This is a genomic window from Brevibacterium linens (assembly GCF_003999335.1).
Lineage (GTDB): Bacteria > Actinomycetota > Actinomycetes > Actinomycetales > Brevibacteriaceae > Brevibacterium > Brevibacterium linens.
Window position 1 is genome coordinate 3105602 of sequence record NZ_CP026734.1, and the last position, 22374, is coordinate 3127975.

At 66.6% G+C, this 22374-nt stretch carries 21 protein-coding genes and 1 pseudogene; 11 read left to right on the forward strand and 11 right to left on the reverse strand.

Annotation, left to right across the window (positions count from 1 at the left end; genetic code table 11):
- The first annotated feature begins 24 nt into the window (after nt 1–24).
- Complete coding sequence (gene chrA, locus CXR29_RS14065) at nt 25–1248, forward strand: chromate efflux transporter (protein WP_127364868.1); 1224 nt, start codon at nt 25–27, stop codon at nt 1246–1248.
- Between the two features lie 73 nt (nt 1249–1321).
- Here chrA and CXR29_RS14070 read toward each other — a convergent pair whose 3' ends face one another.
- From CXR29_RS14070 to CXR29_RS14090, 5 genes are all read right to left on the reverse strand, one after another.
- Nucleotides 1322–2953, reverse strand: a complete 1632-nt coding sequence (locus tag CXR29_RS14070) for a long-chain-fatty-acid--CoA ligase (protein WP_127364869.1) — start codon at nt 2951–2953, stop codon at nt 1322–1324.
- A gap of 263 nt (nt 2954–3216) precedes the next feature.
- Nucleotides 3217–3978, reverse strand: a complete 762-nt coding sequence (locus CXR29_RS14075; protein WP_127364870.1) for an enoyl-CoA hydratase — start codon at nt 3976–3978, stop codon at nt 3217–3219.
- 283 nt (nt 3979–4261) lie between these two features.
- A complete protein-coding gene (locus CXR29_RS14080; protein WP_127364871.1) occupies nt 4262–4834 on the reverse strand; it encodes a GNAT family N-acetyltransferase in 573 nt (190 codons plus the stop codon).
- The gene (locus tag CXR29_RS14085; protein WP_127364872.1) at nt 4834–6081 is read right to left on the reverse strand and encodes a trans-sulfuration enzyme family protein; all 1248 of its coding nucleotides are present in this window, start codon (nt 6079–6081) and stop codon (nt 4834–4836) included. The genes CXR29_RS14080 and CXR29_RS14085 overlap by 1 nt, the downstream gene beginning before the upstream one ends.
- 149 nt (nt 6082–6230) lie before the next feature.
- Complete coding sequence (locus tag CXR29_RS14090) at nt 6231–7130, reverse strand: LysR family transcriptional regulator (RefSeq protein WP_241241468.1); 900 nt, start codon at nt 7128–7130, stop codon at nt 6231–6233.
- Nucleotides 7131–7234: 104 nt separating this feature from the next.
- Between CXR29_RS14090 and CXR29_RS14095 the strand changes: the two genes are divergently transcribed.
- Nucleotides 7235–8413, forward strand: a complete 1179-nt coding sequence (locus tag CXR29_RS14095; RefSeq protein ID WP_127364874.1) for a YeiH family protein — start codon at nt 7235–7237, stop codon at nt 8411–8413.
- Nucleotides 8414–8650: 237 nt separating this feature from the next.
- Complete coding sequence (locus CXR29_RS14100; protein WP_127364875.1) at nt 8651–10036, forward strand: SLC13 family permease; 1386 nt, start codon at nt 8651–8653, stop codon at nt 10034–10036.
- A 93-nt stretch (nt 10037–10129) separates the two neighbouring features.
- Here the strand turns inward: CXR29_RS14100 and CXR29_RS14105 are convergent, their stop codons facing one another.
- Nucleotides 10130–10717, reverse strand: coding sequence for a GNAT family N-acetyltransferase (locus CXR29_RS14105; protein WP_127364876.1), 588 nt, complete (start codon nt 10715–10717; stop codon nt 10130–10132).
- Between the two features lie 197 nt (nt 10718–10914).
- Between CXR29_RS14105 and CXR29_RS14110 the strand changes: the two genes are divergently transcribed.
- The 3 genes from CXR29_RS14110 (at nt 10915) to CXR29_RS14120 (ending at nt 13346) form a co-directional block, all read left to right on the forward strand.
- Nucleotides 10915–11241, forward strand: coding sequence for a GNAT family N-acetyltransferase (locus CXR29_RS14110; RefSeq protein ID WP_101555936.1), 327 nt, complete (start codon nt 10915–10917; stop codon nt 11239–11241).
- 201 nt (nt 11242–11442) lie between these two features.
- Nucleotides 11443–11715: a hypothetical protein gene (locus CXR29_RS14115; protein WP_101555937.1), complete on the forward strand. Its 273-nt coding sequence runs from the start codon at nt 11443–11445 to the stop codon at nt 11713–11715.
- Between the two features lie 173 nt (nt 11716–11888).
- Nucleotides 11889–13346: an NAD-dependent succinate-semialdehyde dehydrogenase gene (locus tag CXR29_RS14120; protein WP_101556108.1), complete on the forward strand. Its 1458-nt coding sequence runs from the start codon at nt 11889–11891 to the stop codon at nt 13344–13346.
- A 42-nt stretch (nt 13347–13388) separates the two neighbouring features.
- On the opposite strand, the gene shiA is transcribed toward CXR29_RS14120, so the two are convergent.
- Nucleotides 13389–14753, reverse strand: coding sequence for a shikimate transporter (gene shiA / locus CXR29_RS14125; protein WP_101556107.1), 1365 nt, complete (start codon nt 14751–14753; stop codon nt 13389–13391).
- A 251-nt stretch (nt 14754–15004) separates the two neighbouring features.
- Here shiA and CXR29_RS14130 point away from each other — a divergent pair, with 251 nt between their 5' ends.
- Nucleotides 15005–15514, forward strand: coding sequence for a putative immunity protein (locus CXR29_RS14130; RefSeq protein ID WP_127364877.1), 510 nt, complete (start codon nt 15005–15007; stop codon nt 15512–15514).
- A gap of 189 nt (nt 15515–15703) precedes the next feature.
- On the opposite strand, the gene CXR29_RS17365 is transcribed toward CXR29_RS14130, so the two are convergent.
- The 3 genes from CXR29_RS17365 to galU form a co-directional block, all read right to left on the reverse strand.
- On the reverse strand, nt 15704–17887 hold the full coding sequence (locus CXR29_RS17365; protein ID WP_164742837.1) for a hypothetical protein: 2184 nt from the start codon (nt 17885–17887) through the stop codon (nt 15704–15706).
- A 118-nt stretch (nt 17888–18005) separates the two neighbouring features.
- Nucleotides 18006–18602 carry a GNAT family N-acetyltransferase gene (locus tag CXR29_RS14140; RefSeq protein ID WP_101556105.1) on the reverse strand — a complete coding sequence of 199 codons (597 nt, stop codon included), beginning with the start codon at nt 18600–18602 and terminating at the stop codon, nt 18006–18008.
- Nucleotides 18603–18739: 137 nt separating this feature from the next.
- The gene (gene galU, locus CXR29_RS14145; RefSeq protein ID WP_101556104.1) at nt 18740–19642 is read right to left on the reverse strand and encodes a UTP--glucose-1-phosphate uridylyltransferase GalU; all 903 of its coding nucleotides are present in this window, start codon (nt 19640–19642) and stop codon (nt 18740–18742) included.
- Between the two features lie 45 nt (nt 19643–19687).
- Between galU and CXR29_RS14150 the strand changes: the two genes are divergently transcribed.
- Together CXR29_RS14150 and CXR29_RS17945 are read left to right on the forward strand one after the other, a co-directional pair.
- A complete protein-coding gene (locus CXR29_RS14150) occupies nt 19688–20455 on the forward strand; it encodes a 5-formyltetrahydrofolate cyclo-ligase (protein WP_241241469.1) in 768 nt (255 codons plus the stop codon).
- A 123-nt stretch (nt 20456–20578) separates the two neighbouring features.
- A pseudogene (locus CXR29_RS17945) lies at nt 20579–20671 on the forward strand (FmdB family zinc ribbon protein); the annotation flags it as partial.
- 62 nt (nt 20672–20733) lie between these two features.
- Here the strand turns inward: CXR29_RS17945 and CXR29_RS17950 are convergent.
- Nucleotides 20734–20874, reverse strand: coding sequence for a hypothetical protein (locus CXR29_RS17950; protein ID WP_338142548.1), 141 nt, complete (start codon nt 20872–20874; stop codon nt 20734–20736).
- 252 nt (nt 20875–21126) lie between these two features.
- Between CXR29_RS17950 and CXR29_RS14160 the strand changes: the two genes are divergently transcribed.
- Together CXR29_RS14160 and mscL are read left to right on the forward strand one after the other, a co-directional pair.
- Nucleotides 21127–21642, forward strand: coding sequence for an SAF domain-containing protein (locus CXR29_RS14160; protein ID WP_241241470.1), 516 nt, complete (start codon nt 21127–21129; stop codon nt 21640–21642).
- Between the two features lie 239 nt (nt 21643–21881).
- On the forward strand, nt 21882–22343 hold the full coding sequence (gene mscL, locus CXR29_RS14165; RefSeq protein WP_101594760.1) for a large conductance mechanosensitive channel protein MscL: 462 nt from the start codon (nt 21882–21884) through the stop codon (nt 22341–22343).
- The last annotated feature ends 31 nt before the right edge of the window (nt 22344–22374 follow it).

Here is a 22374-nt window from a genome sequence, read left to right on the forward strand (position 1 = left end):
ACCTGATTCGTGTTCACTGATCCGATGACCACTGCACCTGCCCGCACCGCCGAGGTGGCCGGATCGTTCCTTCGCCTGGGCCTGACGTCGTTCGGCGGCCCCGTCGCCCACCTCGGGTACTTCCGCGAGACCTTCGTCGGCCGCCGCTCCTGGCTGGACGACCGCGAATACGCCGACCTCGTGGCCCTGTGCCAGATGCTGCCCGGCCCCGCGTCGAGTCAGGTCGGCATGGGACTCGGGCTGCGCCGAGCAGGTCTGCCTGGGCTCGCCGCCGCGTGGGTGACCTTCACTCTGCCGTCGGCGATTCTGCTCACCCTCTTCGCGCTCGGGCTCTCGGCCTTCGGCGAGCTCGGCGATGCCGGATGGCTGCTCGGACTCAAGGCCGCCGCGGTGGCCGTCGTCGCCGGTGCCGTGCAGTCGATGGCGAAATCGCTGACCCCGGATGCCCGGCGCGCGAGCATCGCCGGTCTCGCCATCGTCCTCATGCTCGTCATCCCGAACTCGATCGTGCCGACGGCGCTCGTCCAGGTCGCCGCGATCGTCCTCGGCGGAGTGCTCGGTCTGGTCTGGCTGAAACGGCCCCACAGAGGGGCGAAGAATCGGGAAACCCCCGCCGAGACCCGCGTTGCCTCGCGTGGCGCCAGGCGACTTGGCGTCTCCGCCCTCATCGCCTTCGTCGCGCTGCTCGTCGGACTGCCCGCGCTCACCGCAGTGACCGGGGACGCGACGATTCGTCTCATCGACATCTTCTATCGGGCCGGGGCGCTGGTCTTCGGCGGCGGTCATGTCGTCCTGCCGCTGCTCGAGGCCGAACTCGTGCCCACAGGGCTGATCGATCACGACACGTTCCTCGCCGGCTACGGTGCCGCACAGGCCGTCCCCGGTCCGCTGTTCACCTTCGCGGCGTTCCTCGGCGCGTCGATGACGTCGGGACCGACCGGCATCCTCGGCGCCGGCATCGCCCTGCTGGCGATCTTCCTCCCCGCCGGTCTGCTGGTGATCGGGATCCTGCCGTTCTGGGAACGGCTGCGCGCCTGGGAACCGGCGACGGCGACACTGACCGGAGTCAATGCCGCCGTCGTGGGGCTGCTGGGGGCCGCGCTCTACGATCCCGTCTTCGTCGCGGGGATCACTTCGCCTGCGACCCTGGCCCTGGCCGTCGCCGCCTTCGTTGCCTCGACCATGTGGAAGGTCCCGGCGTGGGCGACGGTCATCGTCGCCGGGCTGCTCGGCTGGCTGCTGCTGTGAACCGGACGGTTCACGTGGCAGCGATGACCGTGGTCAGGACACCTGCCGGTTCATGCGGCCTTGGCGACCGAGATCAGGACTCTTCCCAATCCTTGCGCAGCAGCTTCTTGTCGAGCTTGCCCACCGAGGTGCGCGGCATCTCGTCGACGACCCTGACCTCATCGGGCATCTGCCACTTCGCAAAACGAGAACTCAGGGTCTCGACGATCGCGTCCCTGGTCACCTCGGCGCCGGGGTTGGCGACGACGTACGCGACGGGCCGCTCATCCCATTTCTCGTCGGGGACGCCGATGACGGCGGCCTCGCTGACGTCGGGGTTGTCGAGGATCGCGTTCTCCATGTCGATCGACGAGATCCACTCGCCTCCGGACTTGATGACGTCCTTGAGCCGGTCGGTGATCTTGAGGTAGCCGTGTTCGTCGATGGTGCCGACGTCGCCCGACCGCCACCAGCCGTCGAGGAAGCGATCGGCATTGTCGGGCAGCTGATAGTAGGACTCGGTGATCCAGGGGCCGCGCATGAGCAGCTCGCCCATGGACTTTCCGTCGCGCGGCAGCTCATTGCCCTCGGGGTCGACGGTCTTCATCTCGACGCCGATGACCGGCAGACCCTGCGAGCGCTTGAGATCCCACTTCTCCTCCTCGTCGAGGTCGAGACCGGGACGGATCTTCCAGTTCGTCGACGCCAGCGGCGTGGTCTCGGTGGCACCGTAGCCGTGGATGACATCGGCCCCGGTGACCTCCTTGAACCCGCGCATCATCGACAGCGGCGGCTCTGACGACCCGGAGACAAGACGGACACCGCTGAGGTCCGGGGCCTGCGGCATCTTCTTCATCATCTGCAGCATCGGCCCGAAGATGGCAGGAGCGCCGTTGGCCAGGGTGACCTTCTCCTCGACGAAGGCCTGGGCGATGGCGCCGAACTCCTCGGCGGCGAACTTGCCCGGCAGGACGAGTTTGGCACCAGCGGCCACCGCGTTCTGCGGGAATCCCCACGACAGCACATGGAACATCGGGGTGATGGGCATGACGCAGTCGTCGAAGCCCGCGTGGAGTGCAGCCAGACCGCCCATGGTGTGCAGGTAGATCGAGCGGTGCGAGTAGTAGACACCCTTGGGCCGGCCGGTGGTGCCGGTGGTGTATCCGGCGTAGGCGGCGGTCTTCTCGTCGACGACCGGCCAGTCGAAGGTCTCGGGCTTGTCGGCGATGAGATCTTCGTAGGAGACGACGTTGTTCAGGCTCGTCTCGATCTCGGCGATCGGTTTGTCGGTCATGACGACCCAGCCCTTGACGTCGAGCTTCGGCGCCAGCGATTCGGCGACCTGCAGCAGGGATTCGTCGACGAAGATCCAGTCCGACTTCGAGTGGCTGACGACGTAGGCGAGGTCTTCGGGAGCCAGACGCAGGTTGAGCTGGAGCATGGTCGCGGCCACACCGGGGACGGCGAAGTAGAGCTCGAGGTGGCGGCGGGAGTTCCAGTCGAGGACTCCGACCATGGAGCCGGCGCCGACGCCGAGGTCGGCGAGGCCCTGCGCGAGCTGAGCCATGCGCTTGAACTCGTCGGCGTAGTTCGACCGGCCCCAGGAGCCGTCAGAACGGCGGTAGACGACCTCGACATCACCGAAGACGGTCGCTGCGTGCCGGATGAGGCTGGTGGTGTTGAGCTGGTAGCTGTCGCCCAGGGTGGACGGAATTCCTGTCAGCATGAGACTCCTTCGTTCGTGCTCCGGTCCCGTCGCGACGGTGTGGCTGCGACGGGAGAAGTATCGTGATCGCCGGTTTCGTGGTGGGCGGTCGTCACCATCACATCAGCTGTGGAGGCGGCGCGGATGCGGTTGAGTCGATTCGTGGTCAAACAGTTATCAACCGATCCGTAGTCGGGCGGTCATGGACCGATCCGTGGCCAGGCGGTCATGGACCGGCCCGTGGACTGGCAGTCATCAACAGTCTCATCCGCGCCGCTCCAGGATCATTCCCCGGTGAAGCCGGGTGCCCTCTTCTCGAGGAAGGCCGCGACTCCCTCGGCGAAGTCCTTGCTCGCCCGCAGCGCATCCTGGCCTTCGACCTCGCGGCCGAAGGACGAGTCGATTTCAGCCAGGCTGGCCCGATTGATCGCTCGCTTCGAGGCGGTCAGGGCGCGAGTCGGACCCTGCGCGAAGACCGCGGCGACTTCCTCGGCCCGTGCCAGGTGGCTTCCGGCCGGAACGACTTCGCTGGCCAGCCCCCAGTCGAGAGCATCGGCGGCCTGCAGCTTCTCTCCCGTCAGCGCCATGCGCAGGGCCCGGTGACGCCCCGCCGAGGCTGCGACCAGCGCAGTCGACCCACCGTCGGGCATGAGACCGATCTTCGTGAAGGGAAGCATGAGATAGGACTTCTCGCTCATCACCAGATAGTCGCAGACCAACGCGAGCGAACAGCCGATGCCGGCGGCCGGTCCGGACACTGCCGCGATCGTGGGGATAGGCAGGTCGAGGATCGAGGCGATGATCCTATTCGCACCGTCGAGGTCGATGCCGTCTTGTCGTTCCAGCCCTCCCTGCAGATCCGCCCCGGAGCTGAAGGACCGCTCATTGCCGGTGAGGATGAGGGCTCGGGAGTTCGCTGCCGCCTCGGTGACGGCCGTGCCGATGGCCTCGAACGTCGACTCGTTGAGCGCGTTGAGGCTCTCCGGACGATTGATGGTCACGGTCGTGACATCGCCGCTGACTTCGGTGAGAACACTGGTGGACAATGCGACTCCTTCGTACGAATCCGATGATCCGAGTAGCTTTCGGGGCGACTGCTTCCGTCCGTCGGGGAGGAGTGCGGAAGCATCTACCGCCACTTTAACGTACGTTAAGTTGATCTGCGTCACATAAGCGAGGCGGATTGCTCGCTGCCGAGAAACGTGCTCAGCGTCGAGAAACGGGTTGTGGCAAAGCTGCTTCACCGAAGAACGGGTTGAGCGTCGAGAAACGTGGGCGCACCCGCGTGCCTCGACGTTTGACCCGTTTTTCGGCAGAATGCGACGAGCGTCAGGCCAACGTTGCCTCGAGCTGGGCGGCGGTGAGCTCCCGGTCGGCGAAGACCAGCCGGATGGCAGACGGGTCGGGATTGCCGGCGTCGGGTACCCGGTGGACGAGTTCGAGGCCGAGCTTGCGGGCGACCACCGCCGAGGCGGTGTTGGCCTCGAGCAGATACGCCACGACCGGCAGTTCGGGGTCGACGTCCTCGGACGCTCCGATCGCATCGCGCGAGACCGCACTCGCCAGTCCCCGCCCCTGCGCCTCGGGGCGGAATCGGTAGCCGAGGTTCCAGAACGCTCCGGGTGTGCGGCGGGAGGCTCCGGGGCCGGCGACTCCGCGCAGCGAGCATCCGCAATGGCCGAGGATCTCCCCACCCGGAACCCGTCTGACCATCCACGGCCCGATTCCGTCGAGCTCCCACTGCGAGGCCAATCGGACGAGGATCGCTACGGCGTCTTCCCCATCGGTCAGGCGCCCGCTGGGCAGGTGCGTCCAGACCCGCGGGTCGGAGTCGATGGTGAAGAACTGATCACGGTCGTCCGTGCTGGGCCGGTCGAGCACGTAATCGGGCGCCTGCCCCATCAGGCCAGGGCCGCCTCGAGGTCGGCCCACAGGTCCTCGAGGTTCTCGATGCCCACGCTCAGACGGATGAGCCCCTCGGGCACGGTCGCCGGTTCCGCGGGGTGCCGGCGGCGACGTTCGATGAGGGATTCCACCCCGCCCAGGGACGTCGCCGGCGTCCACAGTCGGACCGCCTCGGCGATGGCGGTCGCCTTCTCCGCGGAGTCGACGGTGAAGGAGATGATCGCTCCGAACCCGTTCATCTGCGCGGCTGCACGAGCATGGCCGGGATCACCTGGCAGACCCGGGTAGCGGGTCTCGACGACGGTGGGGTGGGCGGCCAGGCGTTCGGCGATGGCGTGTGCGTTGGCCTGCGCACGGTCGAGGCGCACGGCCAGGGTGCGCAGTCCACGCAGGGCCAGCCAGACCTCGAAGGGTCCGGCGATGCCACCGCGCATGGATCGTTCCGTATGCAGGTCCTCGCGCAGTCCGACATTGCCGGTGACGACCGCGCCGAGGACGACGTCGGAGTGCCCGGCCAGGTATTTCGTCACCGAGTGCACGACGATATCGGCGCCCAGATCGAGCGGCGTCTGCAGCAGCGGGGTGGCGAAGGTGTTGTCGACGGAGACGAGGAACCCGCGGTCCTTGGCGGCGGTGGTCAGCGCGGGAACGTCGGCGACCTCGAGCATAGGGTTCGTCGGCGATTCGATCCACAGCATTCCCGGGGATCCGGCTTCGCCGGCACTCGCCGAGGCGGCCGCCCCGTCCGCTGCCACCTGACCCGGCGTCGCGTGCCCCGCTTCGTCGAGGGCGGCGATGACGGCCTCGGTGTCGGAGATGTCGACGGTGACGATGTCGAAGTTCTGACGCCCAGCGATCTGCTCCGCGGAGGCGAGCGCCCCCTGATAGCTGTGGGTCGGGATGATCAGCGTGCCGCCGGCGGGCACGAGGCTGACCACCGCCGAGATCGCCGCCAGGCCGGAGCCGAAGACCAGCCCGGGCAGGCTCGCATGTTCGAGCTGACCGAGCGCCTCTTCGAACGGCGTCCACGCGGGAGTGTCGAAGCGAGCATAGGCATAGGGCGAGGCGGTGATGTCGCCGGCGCTGACGAAGGTCGAGGACAGATCGATCGGCGGGTTCACCGCGGCACCGTCGGCGCGCTGCGGGCGTCCGGTTTCGACGACGAGGGTGTCCGGGGCGAAATCGGACGAAGCGGCGGGCTCGGACGAAGCGGCGGATGAGGTGGAGGGCTCAGGCTGTGTCATGTCCCCAATATATGCCCCACTCCATCACACGAATTCGGCAGTCGCATGACGAGAATGTTTCGGGAGTCCGCAGAGGTGCGTGCCGATTCCTCCGCTTCTCGCTGTTCCGAATTCTCTGGTCGTCCGAATTCTCTGGTCGTCCGAATCTTCTACTCGACGCTGTCGACCATGTGCTCGAGCAGCAGTCGCGCTCCGGGTGACGGCCGTCTGCTGCCCGACCACACTGCATGGAGTTCGCGGGTGAGATCGACGTCGTCGGCCACCGGCAGCGGCACCAGACGTCCGGCCCGGAAGTCATCGCGCAGAGCGAGTTCCGACAAGACCGCCGGGGCCACAGAGGTGGCTGCGGCGATGCGCAGGGCAGAATTCGATCCGTACTCCCCCGCCACGCGGACTCCTCCCACACCGAGCAGTGCCGCGTCGATGGCCTCCCTGGTGCCCGAGCCGATCTCACGCACGAGCAGCGGCACCTGCGCCAGATCCTCGGCGGTGATCGGCTTCGTCCAGGCGTGGGCGAAGTCCGGGCCGCAGGCGATCATGAGTCGGTCACGGCCGACCACCTCGGCGTTGAGGTCCTTCGGAAGGGACACGGATTCGATGAGCCCGAGGTCGCAGGTCTGCCGGCGCACCCGGTCGATGACGGTCGCGGAGTTCTCCACCGACAGTCCGATGTCGATTGTCGGGTGTGCGGCGCGGAATGTCGTGAGGTGGTGGGGCATGAGGTATTCGGCGACCGTCAGCGAGGCGCTGACCTTGACGGTTCCGGCACGGGCGTCCTGGATCGCGCGGGCCCCGGCGTAGAGCGTGTCGTAGGCTTCGATGACCTTCGACGCCCATTCGGCGACGGCGCGGCCCTCGACGGTGAGTTCGGTGCCCCGCGGAGAGCGCCGCAGCAGCGGCACCTTGAGATCGCGTTCGAGGTTGCGCAGGCTGCGGGAGGCATTCGGCTGGGCGAGATCGAGTTTCGCTGCGGCCTGGCCGATCGACCTGGCGTTGCCACTGAGGGCCACCAGCAGCCCCAGAGCCTGGAGCTCGGGCCAGTTCTTCATACTCCTGAGATCGTGCATATGCTCATCATGACATATCAGATCCATATGGGTTGCGAAGAAATCACCGTCTACTGCGACCGTCCAGGCGTTGACAGACTGAAGTCATGAACCGCTTCGTCTCCCTCTTACCCGGACTCGCCGTCGCCGCTGTGGCCACGGCCGTCGCGTGGCCGATCTCCATGCTCGCGCCCGTGCTCTCACCGCTGCTCGTGGCGATCGTGCTCGGTATCCTCCTGGGCAATCTCGTGCCCAACCTGTCCGAGGCGTTCATGCCCGGGCTCAACTTCGCCGCGAAGCCGCTGCTGCGCCTGGGCATCGTCGCCCTCGGCGCGCAGGTGGTGCTCGGTGACATCCTCGAACTCGGCTGGCTCGTCCTCGTCCTCGCCTCCGTCATCGTCGCCGCCGGCATCCTCTCCGCCCTGGCACTGGCCAAGCCGCTCAAGGTCGACCGCCCGCTGGCAGTGCTCATCGGCAGCGGCTTCGGCATCTGCGGTGCCGCCGCCGTCGCCGGAGTCGAGTCGACGCTGAAGTCGAAGAAGGAGGATGTGGCCGCCGCGATCGGCCTCGTCGTCCTCTTCGGCACCCTGATGATCGCGATCGTCCCCGGGCTCTCGACTGCTCTGGGCCTGTCCCCGGAGACCGCGGGAATGTGGGGCGGAGCCGCCACGCACGAGGTCGCGCAGGTCGTCGCGATCGGCGGGATCATCGGACCCGCGGCCCTCGAGGTCGCCGTGCTCGTCAAGCTCGCCCGCGTCATCATGCTCGCGCCCACCGTCGCCGTGTTCAGCTATGCCGTGCGCCGCAGTGAGGACACGGCGATGGCGAACTCCACCGTCACCGAGGCGGCCGCGGGCAGGGCAGGGGCGGCCGCGGGTTCCGCGCCGGCCGCGGGTTCCGCCGCGACCTCCGCAAGGGCGGGGTCGGCCGCGGGTTCCGCGGCAGCCGCCGATTCCGAGTCGGCCGCGGGGTCGGCCGCGGGGTCGGTGTCGACCGCGACGAAGCAGGCTCCGGCTCAGGGCAAGCGCCCGCCGATCGTGCCCCTCTTCGTCGTCGGGTTCCTCGTCATGGCGGCGCTGCGCACCTTCGGCCTGCTGCCGGAGTTCGCGGTCACCGGCCTCAGCTGGATTCAGACCGTGTGCTTGGCGATGGCGATGTTCGCCCTCGGTCGCGGAGTGCAGTGGCGATCGCTGAGGAACCTCGGCGCCCGACCGATCGCTTTGGCCGCCTTGGTCACGATCATCGTCGGCCTCATCGCCCTCGGCGGAGCCCTCCTCCTCACCTGACCCCCCCCCCAATTACTACCTGACGGCGGCTGAGCAACCTCGCGCGAGGTTGCTCAGCCGCCGTCAGGTAGTTCTGAGACGATTCCCCTGCCCACGGGGCGCCTCGGCGAGGATTTCCGATAACGGGACTTTCCGGCGGATCGGACACGCCTCACCTGTACGCATCGGTAACACTGGTAGTCTCCCAGCGAATCAGCCAGCGATACTCAGTGTCGTTTCAGCCTTCGCAAGGACATCATGCTCACTCAGATCATTGCTCTGCTCATCTTCATCGCTCTCTTCGCCATCGGCGCGGTCCGCGGGGTGCAGATCGGCGTGCTCATGCTCGTCGGCGCAGCCGGAACCGGGCTCCTCCTCACGGATATGGCAGTTGACGACATCGTCGCAGAATTCCCCTTGAGCATCATGATCCTGCTGGCGGGCGTGACCTACTTCTTCGCAATCGCGCAGGAGAACGGAACGGTCGACAAGATCATCGACTGGGCGCTCGAACGCGTCGGATCCTCGGCGGTGCTGCTGCCCGCGGTGTTCTTCGTCATCACAGGCTGCATTGCGGCCATGGGCGCTCCGCTGGCGGGCCTGGTGATGATGCCGGTGGGCATGCAGGTCGCCCGCAAGTACGGCGTCGACTATGCGCTCATGGGCCTGGCGATCTGCTTTGCCATCGGCGCCGGCGGCTTCGCCCCGACGAGCCTCTACGGAATCGTCACGTATTCGACCGCGCACGATGCCGGAATCGACCTCTCCCCGTTCCTGCTCTTCGGCATCGCCGTGGCCGTCTACCTCGTCATGCTCACCGCCGCATACTTCATGTACGGACGGTCGCTGTTCTCGAAGACCACGGTGGCAGCCTCTGCGCATGCTTCGGCCGGGGCGCACGCCGGAAGCGCGCAGTCGACGATTTCCCGCGGTTCCGCCTCGGCGTCGAGTGTGGCCTTCGGTGAGGATGACGAGGACGAAGCGCTCTTCGACTCCTCCACCACCGACGAGGCGGGCGAATCCTCTCCGTTCACCTTCGTGCAGATCCTCACCGTGATCTTCATGGTCGGCCTCATCGTCTCCGTGGTGGTGCTCGCGGCACTCGGCCAGGAACCGGACATCGGCCTGCTGTGCTTCATGTTCGGCGCGATCCTCTCGCTCGTCGACCCGAAGACGGGCAAGGCCGCGATCCCGAAGATCGACTGGCCGACCGTGCTGCTCGTCGGCGGCATCATCACCTTCGTCGGCGTGCTGCAGAACATGGGCGCTGTGGACCTGCTCGGTGAGGGCGCCGAGGCGATCGGTTCGCCGCTCATCGCGGCCTTCGTCCTCTGCGTCGTCGGCGGCCTGGTCTCGGCGTTCGCCTCGACGACGGGCATCCTGGCGGCTCTCGTGCCGCTGGCTCTGCCGCTCATCGCGGCCGGTGGGGTGCCCGGCTGGGCGCTCATCGCGGCATTGGGCGTGTGTTCGGCCGTCGTCGACGTCTCACCGTTCTCGACGCTGGGTGCCACGGTCGTGGCGACCGCCCCGGTCGAGGACAAGCCGCGACTGACGCGCATCCTCGTGAAGTTCGGCATGTCGATGGTCGTCATCGGGCCGATCGCCCTCGTCGGCGGCCTCGTCGTTCCCGCCATGATGTTCTGAGGCTGAGTTCATCGAGAAACGGGCTGAGCGTCGAGAAACGGGTGTGCACATGCGTTTCTCGACGCTCAGCCCGTTTCTCGGCGAAGCCGCCCCTCACCCCAGGGGCTTGGACAGCAGCACGAATTCGAGGTCGTCGACCTTCGGCAGTCCGAAGCGTTCGTCGCCGTAAGGGAAGGGTTCGACTTCTCCGGTGCGCGAGTAGCCGCGACGTTCGTAGTAGGCGATGAGTTCCTCGCGTTTGCTGATCACGCTCATCCGCATCGATGTCGCGCCCCAGTGCTCGGCCACCCATGCCTCGGCGAGGCCGATGAGCGCTGACCCCACGCCTTTGCCCTGCCCCAGCGGAGAGACGGCGAGCACGCCGAGGTAGGCGGCTCCGTTTTCGGGCTCGCGCACGTAGACGCTGGCGACGGCGCGGCCCTGCTCATCGCGGGCGAGCAGGATCTGGGAGTCCGCCTCGGCGAGCATGTCCTCGGCCATCGGTCCGTCGAGTCGCTGTCCGCCCAGCAGGTCCGCCTCGGTCGTCCACCCTTGCTTCGACCCCTCGCCGCGGTAGGCCGAGGACACGAGCTCGACATAGTCGGCGATGTCGGCAGACGTCAGTTCGGCGATCTCGACGCCGACTGCGCGCAGCTTCTGGCGGTGCGCGTCGACCGGGGAGGCCGAAGGCTGTGCGGTCATGGGTGGGGCTCCTTCACAATCGTCCGTGCAGCTGCGACTGACCAGGCTAGTCATCCGATCAGGCTAGTCGCGTCCTCAGAAACACAACTATAGTGTCAACTGTCAGGACGACGGCGAGCGTCAGCCGATCGCCGACGACCATCGCGCAGTGCCGCCGACGCGGACATTCGGAGCACCGACATTCGGGAGGAACGACCATGGACATCGACATCTCGGGAGAGACCTTCACCATCGCCGAGGATGCCGCAGCCAAACGCTTCACCGTCTCCCACGCGGGCAAGGTCATCGGTGTCGCCGATTACGTCGACCGTAAGGCGAGTGCCGATGACACCTCCGACGGTCCGGTGCGCACCTTCACCCACACCGAGGTCTCGCCCGAGTGGGGCGGTCGCGGCCTGGCGGCCAAGCTGGTGCGCTATGCCCTCGAGACCAGCGCCGAGGCGGGACTGAAGTTCCGTACTACGTGCTCTTATGTGCAGAATTTCCTGGCCAAGAACGACGAGTTCGACAAATTCGTCGCCTGAAGACCCGGTTCCGTCTCGTCAGTTTCCTGCCCGGTCTCGTCACGGCGCAGTGACCGGGCCGGTCTCGCTCAGTGTCGAGGGCGTCAGCGGTGCGCCGCCAGCGCCCTCGTCCGCGGTGCGCATACTGCTCGCGCCCTCCCCCATCGTCTGCGGCCGGCTGAAGAGTCCGCCGCTCGGACAGCCGTAGCTCGAACCCTCGAGATGGTCGATGCCGCCGGCTACTCCGTCAGCGCCGATTCGGTCGTCGATCAGTGCCGAGCCATCGCCGCAACGGCCCGCGACAACATCCGACCGATCGGCACTGAGCTCAGTCGCGATGAAGTCTGCCTCCGAGTGATCCGCGGCATCACGATGCACAACCGCCAGCTCATCGCCATCAGTGCACTCGCCCACGCTTCACTGTCGATAATCGCCCGCGCTTTGGCGGTCGACGGTGGCTCAGCAGCCGATGGGCCCGACGAGTCCCCCGCCTGAGGAGTCCCCCACCTGACGAGTCCCCCACGGGACGGGCGTCGGCGGCGAATTCCCCACGACGCTTCGGGCCGAAGAGCACTAGACTGGAAGCGGCCGCGCTCCGGTACTGCGGCGGGGACGTTCTCACGCCGACCACGCGGTTCTGCACCGACGACACTCAAGGAGGACGCGTCGTGGACATCACCCCGATCATCGACAAACTGGGCACCGGCCTGTTCATCAACGGCCGGTGGCGCGAGGCCGAGGGCGGCAAGACCATCAACGTCCGCAATCCCGCAACCGGAGAGATCATCACCACCGTGGCCGACGGCTCCGCCGCCGATGCCGAAGAGGCCATCGCGGTCGCCGGTGACACACAGGCAGAGTGGGCAGCCACCTCGCCGCGCGAACGCTCCGAGATCCTGCGCCGGACTTTCGAACTGCTGCACGACCGCGCCGATGACATCGCCGCGGTCATGACCGCCGAGATGGGCAAGCCGTTCGCCGAGTCCAAGGGCGAGGTCACCTACGGCGCCGAATTCTTCCGCTGGTTCTCCGAAGAGGCTGTGCGCATCGAGGGCGACTACTCGCAGTCACCGGACGGCAAGAACCGCATGCTCATCTCGCGCGAGCCCGTCGGACCCTGCATTCTCATCACCCCGTGGAACTTCCCGCTGGCCATGGGCGCCCGCAAGATCGGACCCGCCGTCGCCGCCGGCTGCACGATGGTGTTCAAGCCCGCGAAGCTGACCCCGCTGACCTCGCTCATGCTCGTCGACGTCCTCGTCGAGGCCGGCCTGCCTGCCGGCGTGCTCAACCTCGTCACCTCCGACTCCGCGCGCCGCGTCGTCACTGCCTGGATGGAGTCCGGCATCGCCCGCAAGGTCACATTCACCGGGTCCACCGAGGTGGGGGTGGGCCTGCTCAAGCAGGCCGCCGACAGCGTCATGAAGACATCGATGGAGCTCGGCGGCAACGCGCCGTTCGTCGTCTTCGCCGACGCCGACATCGACAAGGCCGTCGAAGGCGCGGTGGTCGCGAAGATGCGCAACGGCGGTGAGGCCTGCACCGCGGCGAACCGCATGTTCGTCCATTCCTCTCTCGCCGAGGAGTTCTCCTCGAGACTGGCCGAACGCATCGGCTCGATGAAGGTGGGCAACGGCCTCGACGAAGGAACCGAGATGGGTCCGCTCGTCGACCAGGACACCCTCGACAAGGTCGCCGGCCTCGTCGATGAGGCAGTGACCAAGGGAGCGAAGGTCCTCACCGGAGGAACCAGGATCGACGGCGACGGTTTCTTCTACACCCCGACAGTGTTGACCGACATTCCCGCTGACGCCGAGATCCGGACGACGGAGATCTTCGGCCCCGTGGCCCCCATCGTCACCTTCGACACGGACGAACAAGGCATCGCCTTGGCCAATGAGACCGAGTTCGGCCTGGTCGGCTACCTGTTCAGCGAGAACGTCGAACGCGCCCTCGGACTCGCCGACAAGTTGGAGGTCGGCATGGTCGGGCTCAACACCGGCCTGGTCTCGAACCCGGCGGCGCCGTTCGGCGGAGTGAAGATGTCCGGCCTCGGCCGCGAGGGCGGACGCGTCGGCATCGACGAGTTCCTCGAGGTCAAGTACGTGGCCCTGCCCCGCAGCTGACACGAGACCGGAGTCCGGTCAGCCGAACGCTCAGCCGAACGATCAGGCGGACACGATCCGTGCGGCGTCGGCGGTGGAGCATTCGGTGCGGCGGCCGACCTGCCACTTGCGCACAAGGAACATGGCGATCGAGATCGAGATGAGGCACCCGCCGCCGAGGTAGGCCGCCACGAGGTACCAAGTCCCGTCTCCGAGTCCGACGAGGAACGTCGCGATGAACGGGGTGAAGCCGCCGGCGATCGCGCTGGCGAGCTGGTATCCGACTCCCGCTCCGCTGTAGCGGAATTCGGGACTGAACATCTCGGCGAACAGCGGCTGCTGCACGCTGACGACGGCATCGTGAGCGATGTTGATGAGCAGCACTGCGAAGATGACGATGCCGACGATGTTCCCGGCCTCGAGGAAGAGGAAGAACGGGACGGCGCTGACGAGGCCGATAACCCCTCCGGTGAGGTAGACCCGCAGGCGTCCGTAGCGGTCGGAGAGGTAGGCGAAGGCGGGGATCGTGACGATGCCGAGACCGCCGACGAGGAGGGTGATGTTGAGCATGACCTGCCGATCGAGGCCGAGCTGCTCTGTCGAATAGGACAGTGCGAAGGTCGTGACGATGTACATGGTCAGCAGTTCGATGAACCGCAGGCCGACGATCTGGAAGATCTGTGCGGGATAGCGTTTGAAGGCTTCGAGGATCGGCAGCTTCGCGGTTTTGTCGGTCTTCGCATTCTTCACGCGTTCGACATACTCCCCGGACTCCTCGACACCGGCACGGATCCACAGCCCGACGATGACGAGGACGGCACTGAAGAAGAACGGAATGCGCCATCCCCAAGCGAGGAAGGCCTCGGCGGAGAAATTGCTGCTGAGCAGGGCTACAAACCCGGTGGCCAGCAGCAGTCCGAACGAATAGCCGATCTGGACTCCACTGGCGAAGAAGGCCCGCAGCTTCGACGGTGCGCTTTCGACGGCCATGAGCGCGGCACCGCCCCATTCCCCGCCGACGGCGATGCCCTGGATGCAACGCAGCAGCACCAGCAAGGCAGGAGCGAGCCAGCCGACGGACTGGTAGGTCGGCAGGAATCCGATGAGGGCGGTGGCCACACCCATGATCGTCATCGTCCACACGAGCATGGATTTGCGACCGAGGCGGTCGCCGAAGTGGCCGAAGATGATGCCGCCGAGCGGACGGAAGATGAAACCGACGCCGAAGGTAGCGAATGCGGCGAGCGTTCCGGCGTGGGAACTGTAGTCGGGGAAGAAGAGTTCGCCGAAGACCAGCGCTGCGACGATTCCGTAGAGCAGGAAGTCGTACCATTCCACGACGGCGCCGATGAACGACCCGGCTGCCGCGCGGCGGGCGCGCCGTGCCCCGACTCTGTCGGCGTTGACTCGGTCTTCGATACCGACCATCGGTTCCTCCCCTGAACGCTGGTGCTGCTCTCTGCCGGCCGTCCTCGCGTGGTCGACGGTGAGCAATCTAGCACGGTCAAAGACTGCCGAGTCGGCCGTGTCCAGCAGGGGAACACACAGCCCGGGCAGATTCGTGTCTCGGTTCCGACCTTCCCCAGATCGGCCCGGTCGGTGGGGGCGTTAGAATCGGCAACTGTGAACGTCCGCGTGCTTCATCGCCTGCGCCCGCCGTCCGTGCTCGGTCGGCGCCCATGATCCTGCCGAAGGTCCGCGATCCACGGATGATCACGATTCGCCGAGGCGGCTCGCTGACCGATGCCGACCACCGGCTTCTCGCGTTGTGGGCCGCCGACTGTGCGGAACACGTCCTGCCGTACTTCGAATCCGCCTGCCCCGAGGATGAGCGACCACGCAGCGCCAATGCCGCCGCACGGGCGTGGGCAGCCGGTGAGATGCCGATGATGGAGGCTCGTGCCCTCGGCGGTCATGCCATGGGTGCCGCACGACCCCTGCGTGGGCCCGCCCGGTTCGCAGCCTACGCGGCGGGACAGGCGGCCTGCGTCGGACACGTCGCCGAGCACGACCTCGGGGCGGCGGCCTACGCGATCAAAGCGGCCCGCGGACGGTCGGGCAACGACCTCGCGGCCGGTCGTGCCGAACGCGACTGGCAGCGCGAGCAGCTGCCGACCGATGTCCGCGAACTCGTACTGGACGATCAGGCACGGCGCGACGCGATCTGCTGGTTCGTCTTCAGCGCCTGATCGCCGGCAGCACCATCGACGACAGATAGCACGCTTTCAAACGGATGCTATCTGTCGTGAACTGTGCTGCCCGCGACATACCCTGGACACCATCACCCCAGACGTGAAGAAGCCCCGCACGGATTGTGCGGGGCTTCTGCGTCTGCATCGCGAATTCCGTGCCGCCCGAATGTCAGCCGCCTCGGGGCATCAGGCGCGACGACGAGCGAGGACGTCGTTGACAGCGCCGAGGTCGGCGGCCTTCGTCGTCCGGATCGCCTTGCGCCCGTGGCCGAGCGGACCGTCCTCGCGGGCGGAGTCGCTGAGCTCCGGCCGGTAGCCGAGCTCTTCGGCGAACTCAGCGGCGATGTCCTCACGACTGCGAGCCTCGGTCTCGTACGAGCTGGCATCAGCCGCCGATGCCGAAGGCACCGGATGCTCGGCTTCGGGGGCGTCGACGTAGCTGGGAACGGGCAGCGGGGTCGGCGACCATCCGTCACGCGACTTCAGGCGCTGCATGAACGGGTCATCGACCGTGCGAGTCGCCGCGTTCAGCGCAGCGTGCACATCCGCATCGGCGTCCTCCCGGTCGGCTGTGTCGGCGTCGGACTCAGCGACGAGGTCGGCACCGAGCGAGACCGTACCCCCGGTCCTTTCGGTCCGGGCCTTCTCCGCGGACGTCGCCGAGGTGGCCCAGGCGTCGTTCTCGCCAGCGGTCGTGGTGTCCGTCGGCTCAGGTTTGGTCTCAGCCGTCTGGGTCGATTCTGCCGTGACAGCGGAATGCGAAGTCGACGCGGTCTCGGAGTCAGCGGTCGCCTCGGCGGAGGTGGAGTCACAGTCCCCGGTGGCGTTCTCCTTCACGATCGGGATCGGTCCGGTGAGGAGGACCTGACGCGTGGTGTGGCCCTCGGCGGCTTCCTTGCGGATGCGCACGAGTGGGATCTCACCGGTGTCGGCCTCTTCGCGGGACTTCTTCGCCTCGGCGGAGCGGTTCATCGCGGCGCGCGCCTGGGCGGCCTTCGCCGCCGCGCCCGTTCCCTGCGCCGCTGCGGCGATCCGGGCAGCGGTGCCGCTCGAGGTCGGTGCGGGTGCCGTGCGAGGCTGCCGCTTGACGGCAACGGTCTGCGCATTCGCACCCGTCCGGGCCGGTATCTGCGTCTCTGCTGCAGGCGCACCGCTCGACTTCGATCGTGCCGTGGCAGTCGCTCGTGTCGTGGCAGTCGGCTGCCCGGCCGGCTCAGGCTTGGTGACACGCTCCGGCTTGCTGGCGCCGTCCTGGTGACTGGTGCGAGCCGGCACGGAAGGACGCTCCGGGTCGGTGGCGCGGGCCGGCTTGGCCGTCCGTGACCGGGCTGCCTCCTGCAGGCGTCGCAGCTTCTTCTTCGTGTCCCGCTTCCGCAGGTTGAGCGTGCGCACGAGGAACAGAGTGACGACCGCGAGTCCGAAGAAGACCCCGGCCAAGGCGATGTGAACGACCGAGAAGGCTGCGAGCACACTCGACACAAGAATGCCGAGGACCGAGGCGAGGAAGACCGAAGAGAAGCCCCTGACCATGGTGTTCAGCGACTTCAGTGACTCCCGCAGGGTCGTGGCTTGGTCAGTCATCGCATGTTCCTCGTCGGTTCCGATGGTCGGATTGGAAATCTGTCGGTCGTGTCCGTGGGTGCTGGCCGTCCCCTCGCCGAGGTGGCCGCCGCGTCCCGTCCGGGACCGGCCCTCGCGTGGTCCGCCTCCATATGGGGCCGGACCGGCGCTGATCGACCGTGTCCGGTTCGCCGACGCGTCGCGGCCGGCGTCGGTCGCGTGCGGCGGATGTGCCTGAAGTGGACGACTCTGTCGTTCCGACTGCCCGGCGGAGCGGCCGCTGTCGTCGAAGACTGCGTGGACGGCGGGGTGGAGCAGTCGAACGTTGTCGGCGGCAGCTCCTGCACCAGATCCTGTGTCAGTGCCGACGCCTACGCTGGACATTCCGACAATGCGACCGCCGACACCGTGGTCGCTGGACAGGGAGGAGGTTTCACCGACTGCAACGGGAAGGACATCGAGCTGGGTGTGCTCGGCAGTCTCGGTGACGGTGTGCGCTTCGGCGTGACCGTCGATGACGGCGAACTCGGGGCCGGAGACCGACAGACTCAGCTTCGGGGCCTCGGCTTCTTCCGAGATGTCCGGGGTCGGAACCGACGGCACCTTCCGGGGCTTGTCGTGGAAGACCTGGATGCGCTCCGAATGGTCGTGTCCGGGGACGGCTGTCTCGGCGGAGACGACAGCGGCGTTGTCAGGGACCGTATCGATTTCGACGCGCGAGAGATCCGTCGCGGACTTCCGAATCATTGCGGGCACAGCAACGGCGAAGACCACGACGATGGCGATGACGACGATGATGCTGGTGTCCACAATGCCACCCTAAATTGCAGGCATCGGGGAAGTTGTGAAGGCGCCAGGTGTGTCGGTCAAACAAGAGTGAAGTTCACCGAATTCCCAGGTGGTGGTTGAACCCGCCCGACCGGCGCTCCTACCACGCACCGGTGCCGTGCCGGTACGCGGCGAGCAGCCCCTGCGGGACCTCCTCGGCGAGGAGGGCGAACGTGCGGTGGTCGCACCACTGTCCGTCGATGTGCATGTACTTCTCGCGCAGCCCCTCGTCGCGCAGGCCCAGCTTCTCGACCACACGCAGGCTCGCTGTGTTCTCCGGGCGGATGTTGATCTCTATCCGGTGGATTCCGAGGGCGAAGAAGCAGTGATCGGCGGCCATGGCCACAGCGACCGGGGTGATTCCGCGCCCTGCCACCCGCGAGTCGATCCAGTACCCGATCTGCCCGGACAGGATCGAGCCCCAGCTCAGTCCCGACACGGTGATCTGGCCGCGGAAGCTCCCGTCGACCTCGATGGCGAACGGCACCGTCTGTCCGCGCTTGGCCTGTTTGTCCTGCATCCGCACCATCGTGCGGAACCCCGGCAGCTCCTGGCCCGGCGCGGGCAGGGTCGCGTCCCATGGGCGCAGCCAGTCGCGGTTGAATCGGCGAACCTCTCGCCACGCCTCCTCGTCACGGCGGCGCAGCGGTCGCAGCACGATATCGGACTGTCGATCAGTCAGGATGACAGGCCACACGCGGCTGCCCTCGCTCTCGGGTTCAAAGTCGGTCGGCCCTGAAAGGCCGAACCAGGACGGTCGGCTCGGACAAGCCGCACCACGTCGGTCGGCCCGGACGGGCTACCAGGTCGGTCGGCCCACTCGTGTGTCGGCACTCAGTCCAGCGTCGGCACGAAGTCGCGCAGCCACGCCTTGAGGTCGTCGCCGAGGTCCTCGCGGTCGCAGGCGATCTGCACAACCGCTTTGAGGTAATCGAGCTTGTCGCCGGTGTCGTAGCGAGCGCCTTTGAACACGACTCCGTAGACGCCGTGGCCCTCATCGTCTCCGGCGAGTTCCTGCAGGGCATCGGTGAGCTGGATTTCGTTGCCGCGTCCCGGCTTCGTGGTCTCGAGGACGTCGAAGATCTCCGGAGCCAGCACATAGCGGCCGATGACGGCGAAGTTCGAGGGAGCATCCTCGGTGGCGGGCTTCTCGACGAGGCCGGTGACCTTGATGACCTCGTCATCTTCTGTCGTCTCGACGGCCGCGCAGCCGTAGAGGTGGATCGCTTCGGGCGGGACCTCCATGAGCGCGACGACGCTGCCGCCGGTCTTCTCCGCGACCTCGATCATCTTCGGCAGGATCGGGCTGCGCTCGTCGATGAGGTCATCACCGAGCAGGACCGCGAACGGTTCGGTGCCGACATGCTGGCGTCCCTTGAGAACGGCGTGCCCGAGTCCCTTGGGATCGCCCTGGCGCACATAGTGGATATCGGCGAGTTCAGAAGGATGGCGCACGGCGGCGAGCTTCTTGTCATCGCCCTTCTGAGCGAGTGCCGCCTCAAGCCCGTCGACCCGGTCGAAATGATCCTCCAGCGGACGCTTGTTCCGGCCGGTGATCATGAGGACGTCCTGCAGACCGGCATCGACGGCTTCCTCGATGACGTACTGGATCGCCGGCTTGTCGACGACGGGGAGCATCTCTTTGGGGGTGGCCTTCGTTGCGGGGAGGAACCGAGTTCCGAGACCGGCGACGGGGATCACGGCCTTGCGAACGGTGCGCTGCGCTTCATCACTCATGAAGTCATCTTAACGAATCCGCCCACCCCAGTTAGTCTGAAATGCGTGGACCCAGGAACTTCGAAGGCGCAGCTGCGGTCCCGCATCCGCGCCGCTCGCGCCAACCGACCCGTCGACGAGGCGACTCCCGCCGCATCGTCGTCAACGACGACGGCGTCGCCGCAGGTCACTCCCACCGAGGCGGCCCCGGACTCGACCCCGCACCCGGCCTCCGCCGCGGCCCCGGACACCGTGGCACCTGCAGGCTCCGTGGCCGACGCCGCGTGGACGCTCATTCGGAACGCACCGGTTCGCTCGCTCCTTGCCTATGCGGCACTGCCCGGAGAGCCGGACCTCGAACCGGCGCTCGATCGGTTTCTCGCCGCGGGCGGCACCGTCTACCTGCCGATCGTCACGAGAATGGGCGAGCCTTTGATGTTCGGCCGGGTCACTGAATCGATGACCAGCCTGAGTCCGCAGGGCAGATGGGGAATCCGCGAGCCGGCCCAGGACGGCACGATGCTGACCGCCGCTCAGCTGCTCTCCCCCGCGGTCGGCCTCGACCTCATCTTCGTCCCCGCCCTGGGCTTCGGTGCCGACGGCGCCCGCCTGGGCAATGGGGGCGGCTTCTACGACAGGACCTTCGGCCCAGACGGGCAGAAGCCTCTCGGTTCGGGCCCCGACAGTTCGGGAGCTCCCGAACTGTCGGGGCCCCGCATCGTCGGGGTGTGCTTCGCCGATGAGCTCGATCTGACGGGCCTCGTCGCCGAAGACTGGGACCTGCGCATCCCTGCGGCCGTCACCGAGGAGGGAACACATATCTTCAGGGCCTGATCGGCGGGAATCAGCACCCACTCGCGCGTGTTGATATGTGGATAACCTTGTGCATACCGCGGACCGGTGCTCCGGGGAGGTTCTGGTGTGCACTATAATCTTGTCGTCGAAGAAAGGTCTCGAATGCCCGTCTACTCCTACGCCTGCAAGAGCTGTGGTCACGCCTTTGATATTCATCAGGACTTCAGCGATGACTCGCTCACCGTCTGCCCGGAATGCCAGGGCCGCCTGAAGAAGGTCTTCGGCGCTGTGGGCATCAGCTTCAAGGGATCCGGCTTCTACGCCACCGACTCCCGCTCGAGCAAGTCGAGCACCGTCAGCTCCTCGAGTTCTGACTCCTCCTCGAAGGAGTCTTCGAGCTCGTCTGCGAAGGAAAGCTCGACCTCCACGACGTCGAATTCGTCGTCGAGCTCCTCCACGACGGCAAGCACTCCAGCCGCGAGCTGACCGCTCCGGCCCTCGTCACTCAGACACCGACTGCCTGTGGACGGCACGAACTGTCCACAGGCGATTTCCGCACCCTTGCCGCCGGCTGCATGGCACCGCAGGCTCGGTGCATGGGCTTCTTCCACCGCATCCGAACCTCGTCTCCCGGCTGGACACGATCGTCGCGCGTTCGGCCCCAGCGCGTTCTCGCCGCCATCTGCCTGGCTTGTGCCTGTGCTCTGACCGTGTGGACACTCACGCCGAACAGCGGGGGAACAGCGATCGTCGTCGCGAAGTCGGACCTGGCACCGGGAACCGAGCTCAAGGCTGACGACCTCACCCTCACTCAGTTCCCGTCCGACGTGGTCCCCGACAAGGCATTCAGGTCTGTTGACGAGGTGAAGGGGCGGGCCACCTCGGCGGGATTGTCGAAGGGGTCACCGCTGACCTCGTCGACCGTGCTCGATCAGCAGGCGCTGCCGAAGGGCAGCCGTGACCTTCTCATGCCGATTCGGTTGGCCGATGACGCCTCGGCCGCGCTGCTCCAACCCGGGCAGAAGATCCGCCTCTTCTCGTCCCTTCCCGACGGCGGATCGGAAATCGTCGTCGAAGAGGTGACGATCGCCCGCCTCGTCGACAAACCCGAAGGAATCACCGCAGAGTCAGGCCAACTTGTTTCCGTCATCCTCTCCGCAGAGGATGCCAGACGTGTCGCCGAGTTCGCCGGACTCCCGATCAGCTTTGCTATCCTTCCCCGCTGATCCCCGCCACCGGCCTGCCAGCTGAGGGTCATCGATCCTGTTGAACCGCGGCGGCCGGCGACTGCTGAACATGCCGAGCCTGCTTTCGTCTGTCATTCCGATTCCCTGATGCGCCGATACGATGATCGGACTCGCAGAATATTTCTGCTGACGATGTGTTACCCGTGTGTACTATTGGAACGTAATTGAGCTATTCATCAGCAGCATTTCAGTGATCACACACCGAAAGGGTTTCGCTAATGCTTAAGGGATTCCGGGACTTCATTCTCCAGGGGAATGTCGTCGAACTCGCAACCGCGGTCATCATCGGCGGCGCATTCACCGCCATCGTCACCGCCTTCTCTGACAAGATCATCAACCCGCTCATAGCCGCCGTCGGTGGCGCCGAGGGTCCGGCTCTGGCGTTCCGGATCAAGGAGAACGTCCCCGAGACCACCATCGATCTCGGTGCGGTCATCACTGCGGCCATCAACTTCCTCATCGTTGCCGCCATCGTCTACTTCATCATCATCGTGCCGATGAACAAGCTCAACGAGCTGCGCAAGCGCGGAGCTCCCGAGGAAGAAGTTCCTCCGACCACCGAGGATCTGCTCGGCGACATCCGCGAGATCCTGCGCAACCAGACCGCTTCCGTCGCCGGCCCCGCCGAGGGTCCTGCGACCGACGGCCCGGTCGATCCGAACCAGCCTCCGCGGCACTGATCACCAGCCGATCACGCAGAAGGCCCGCTCT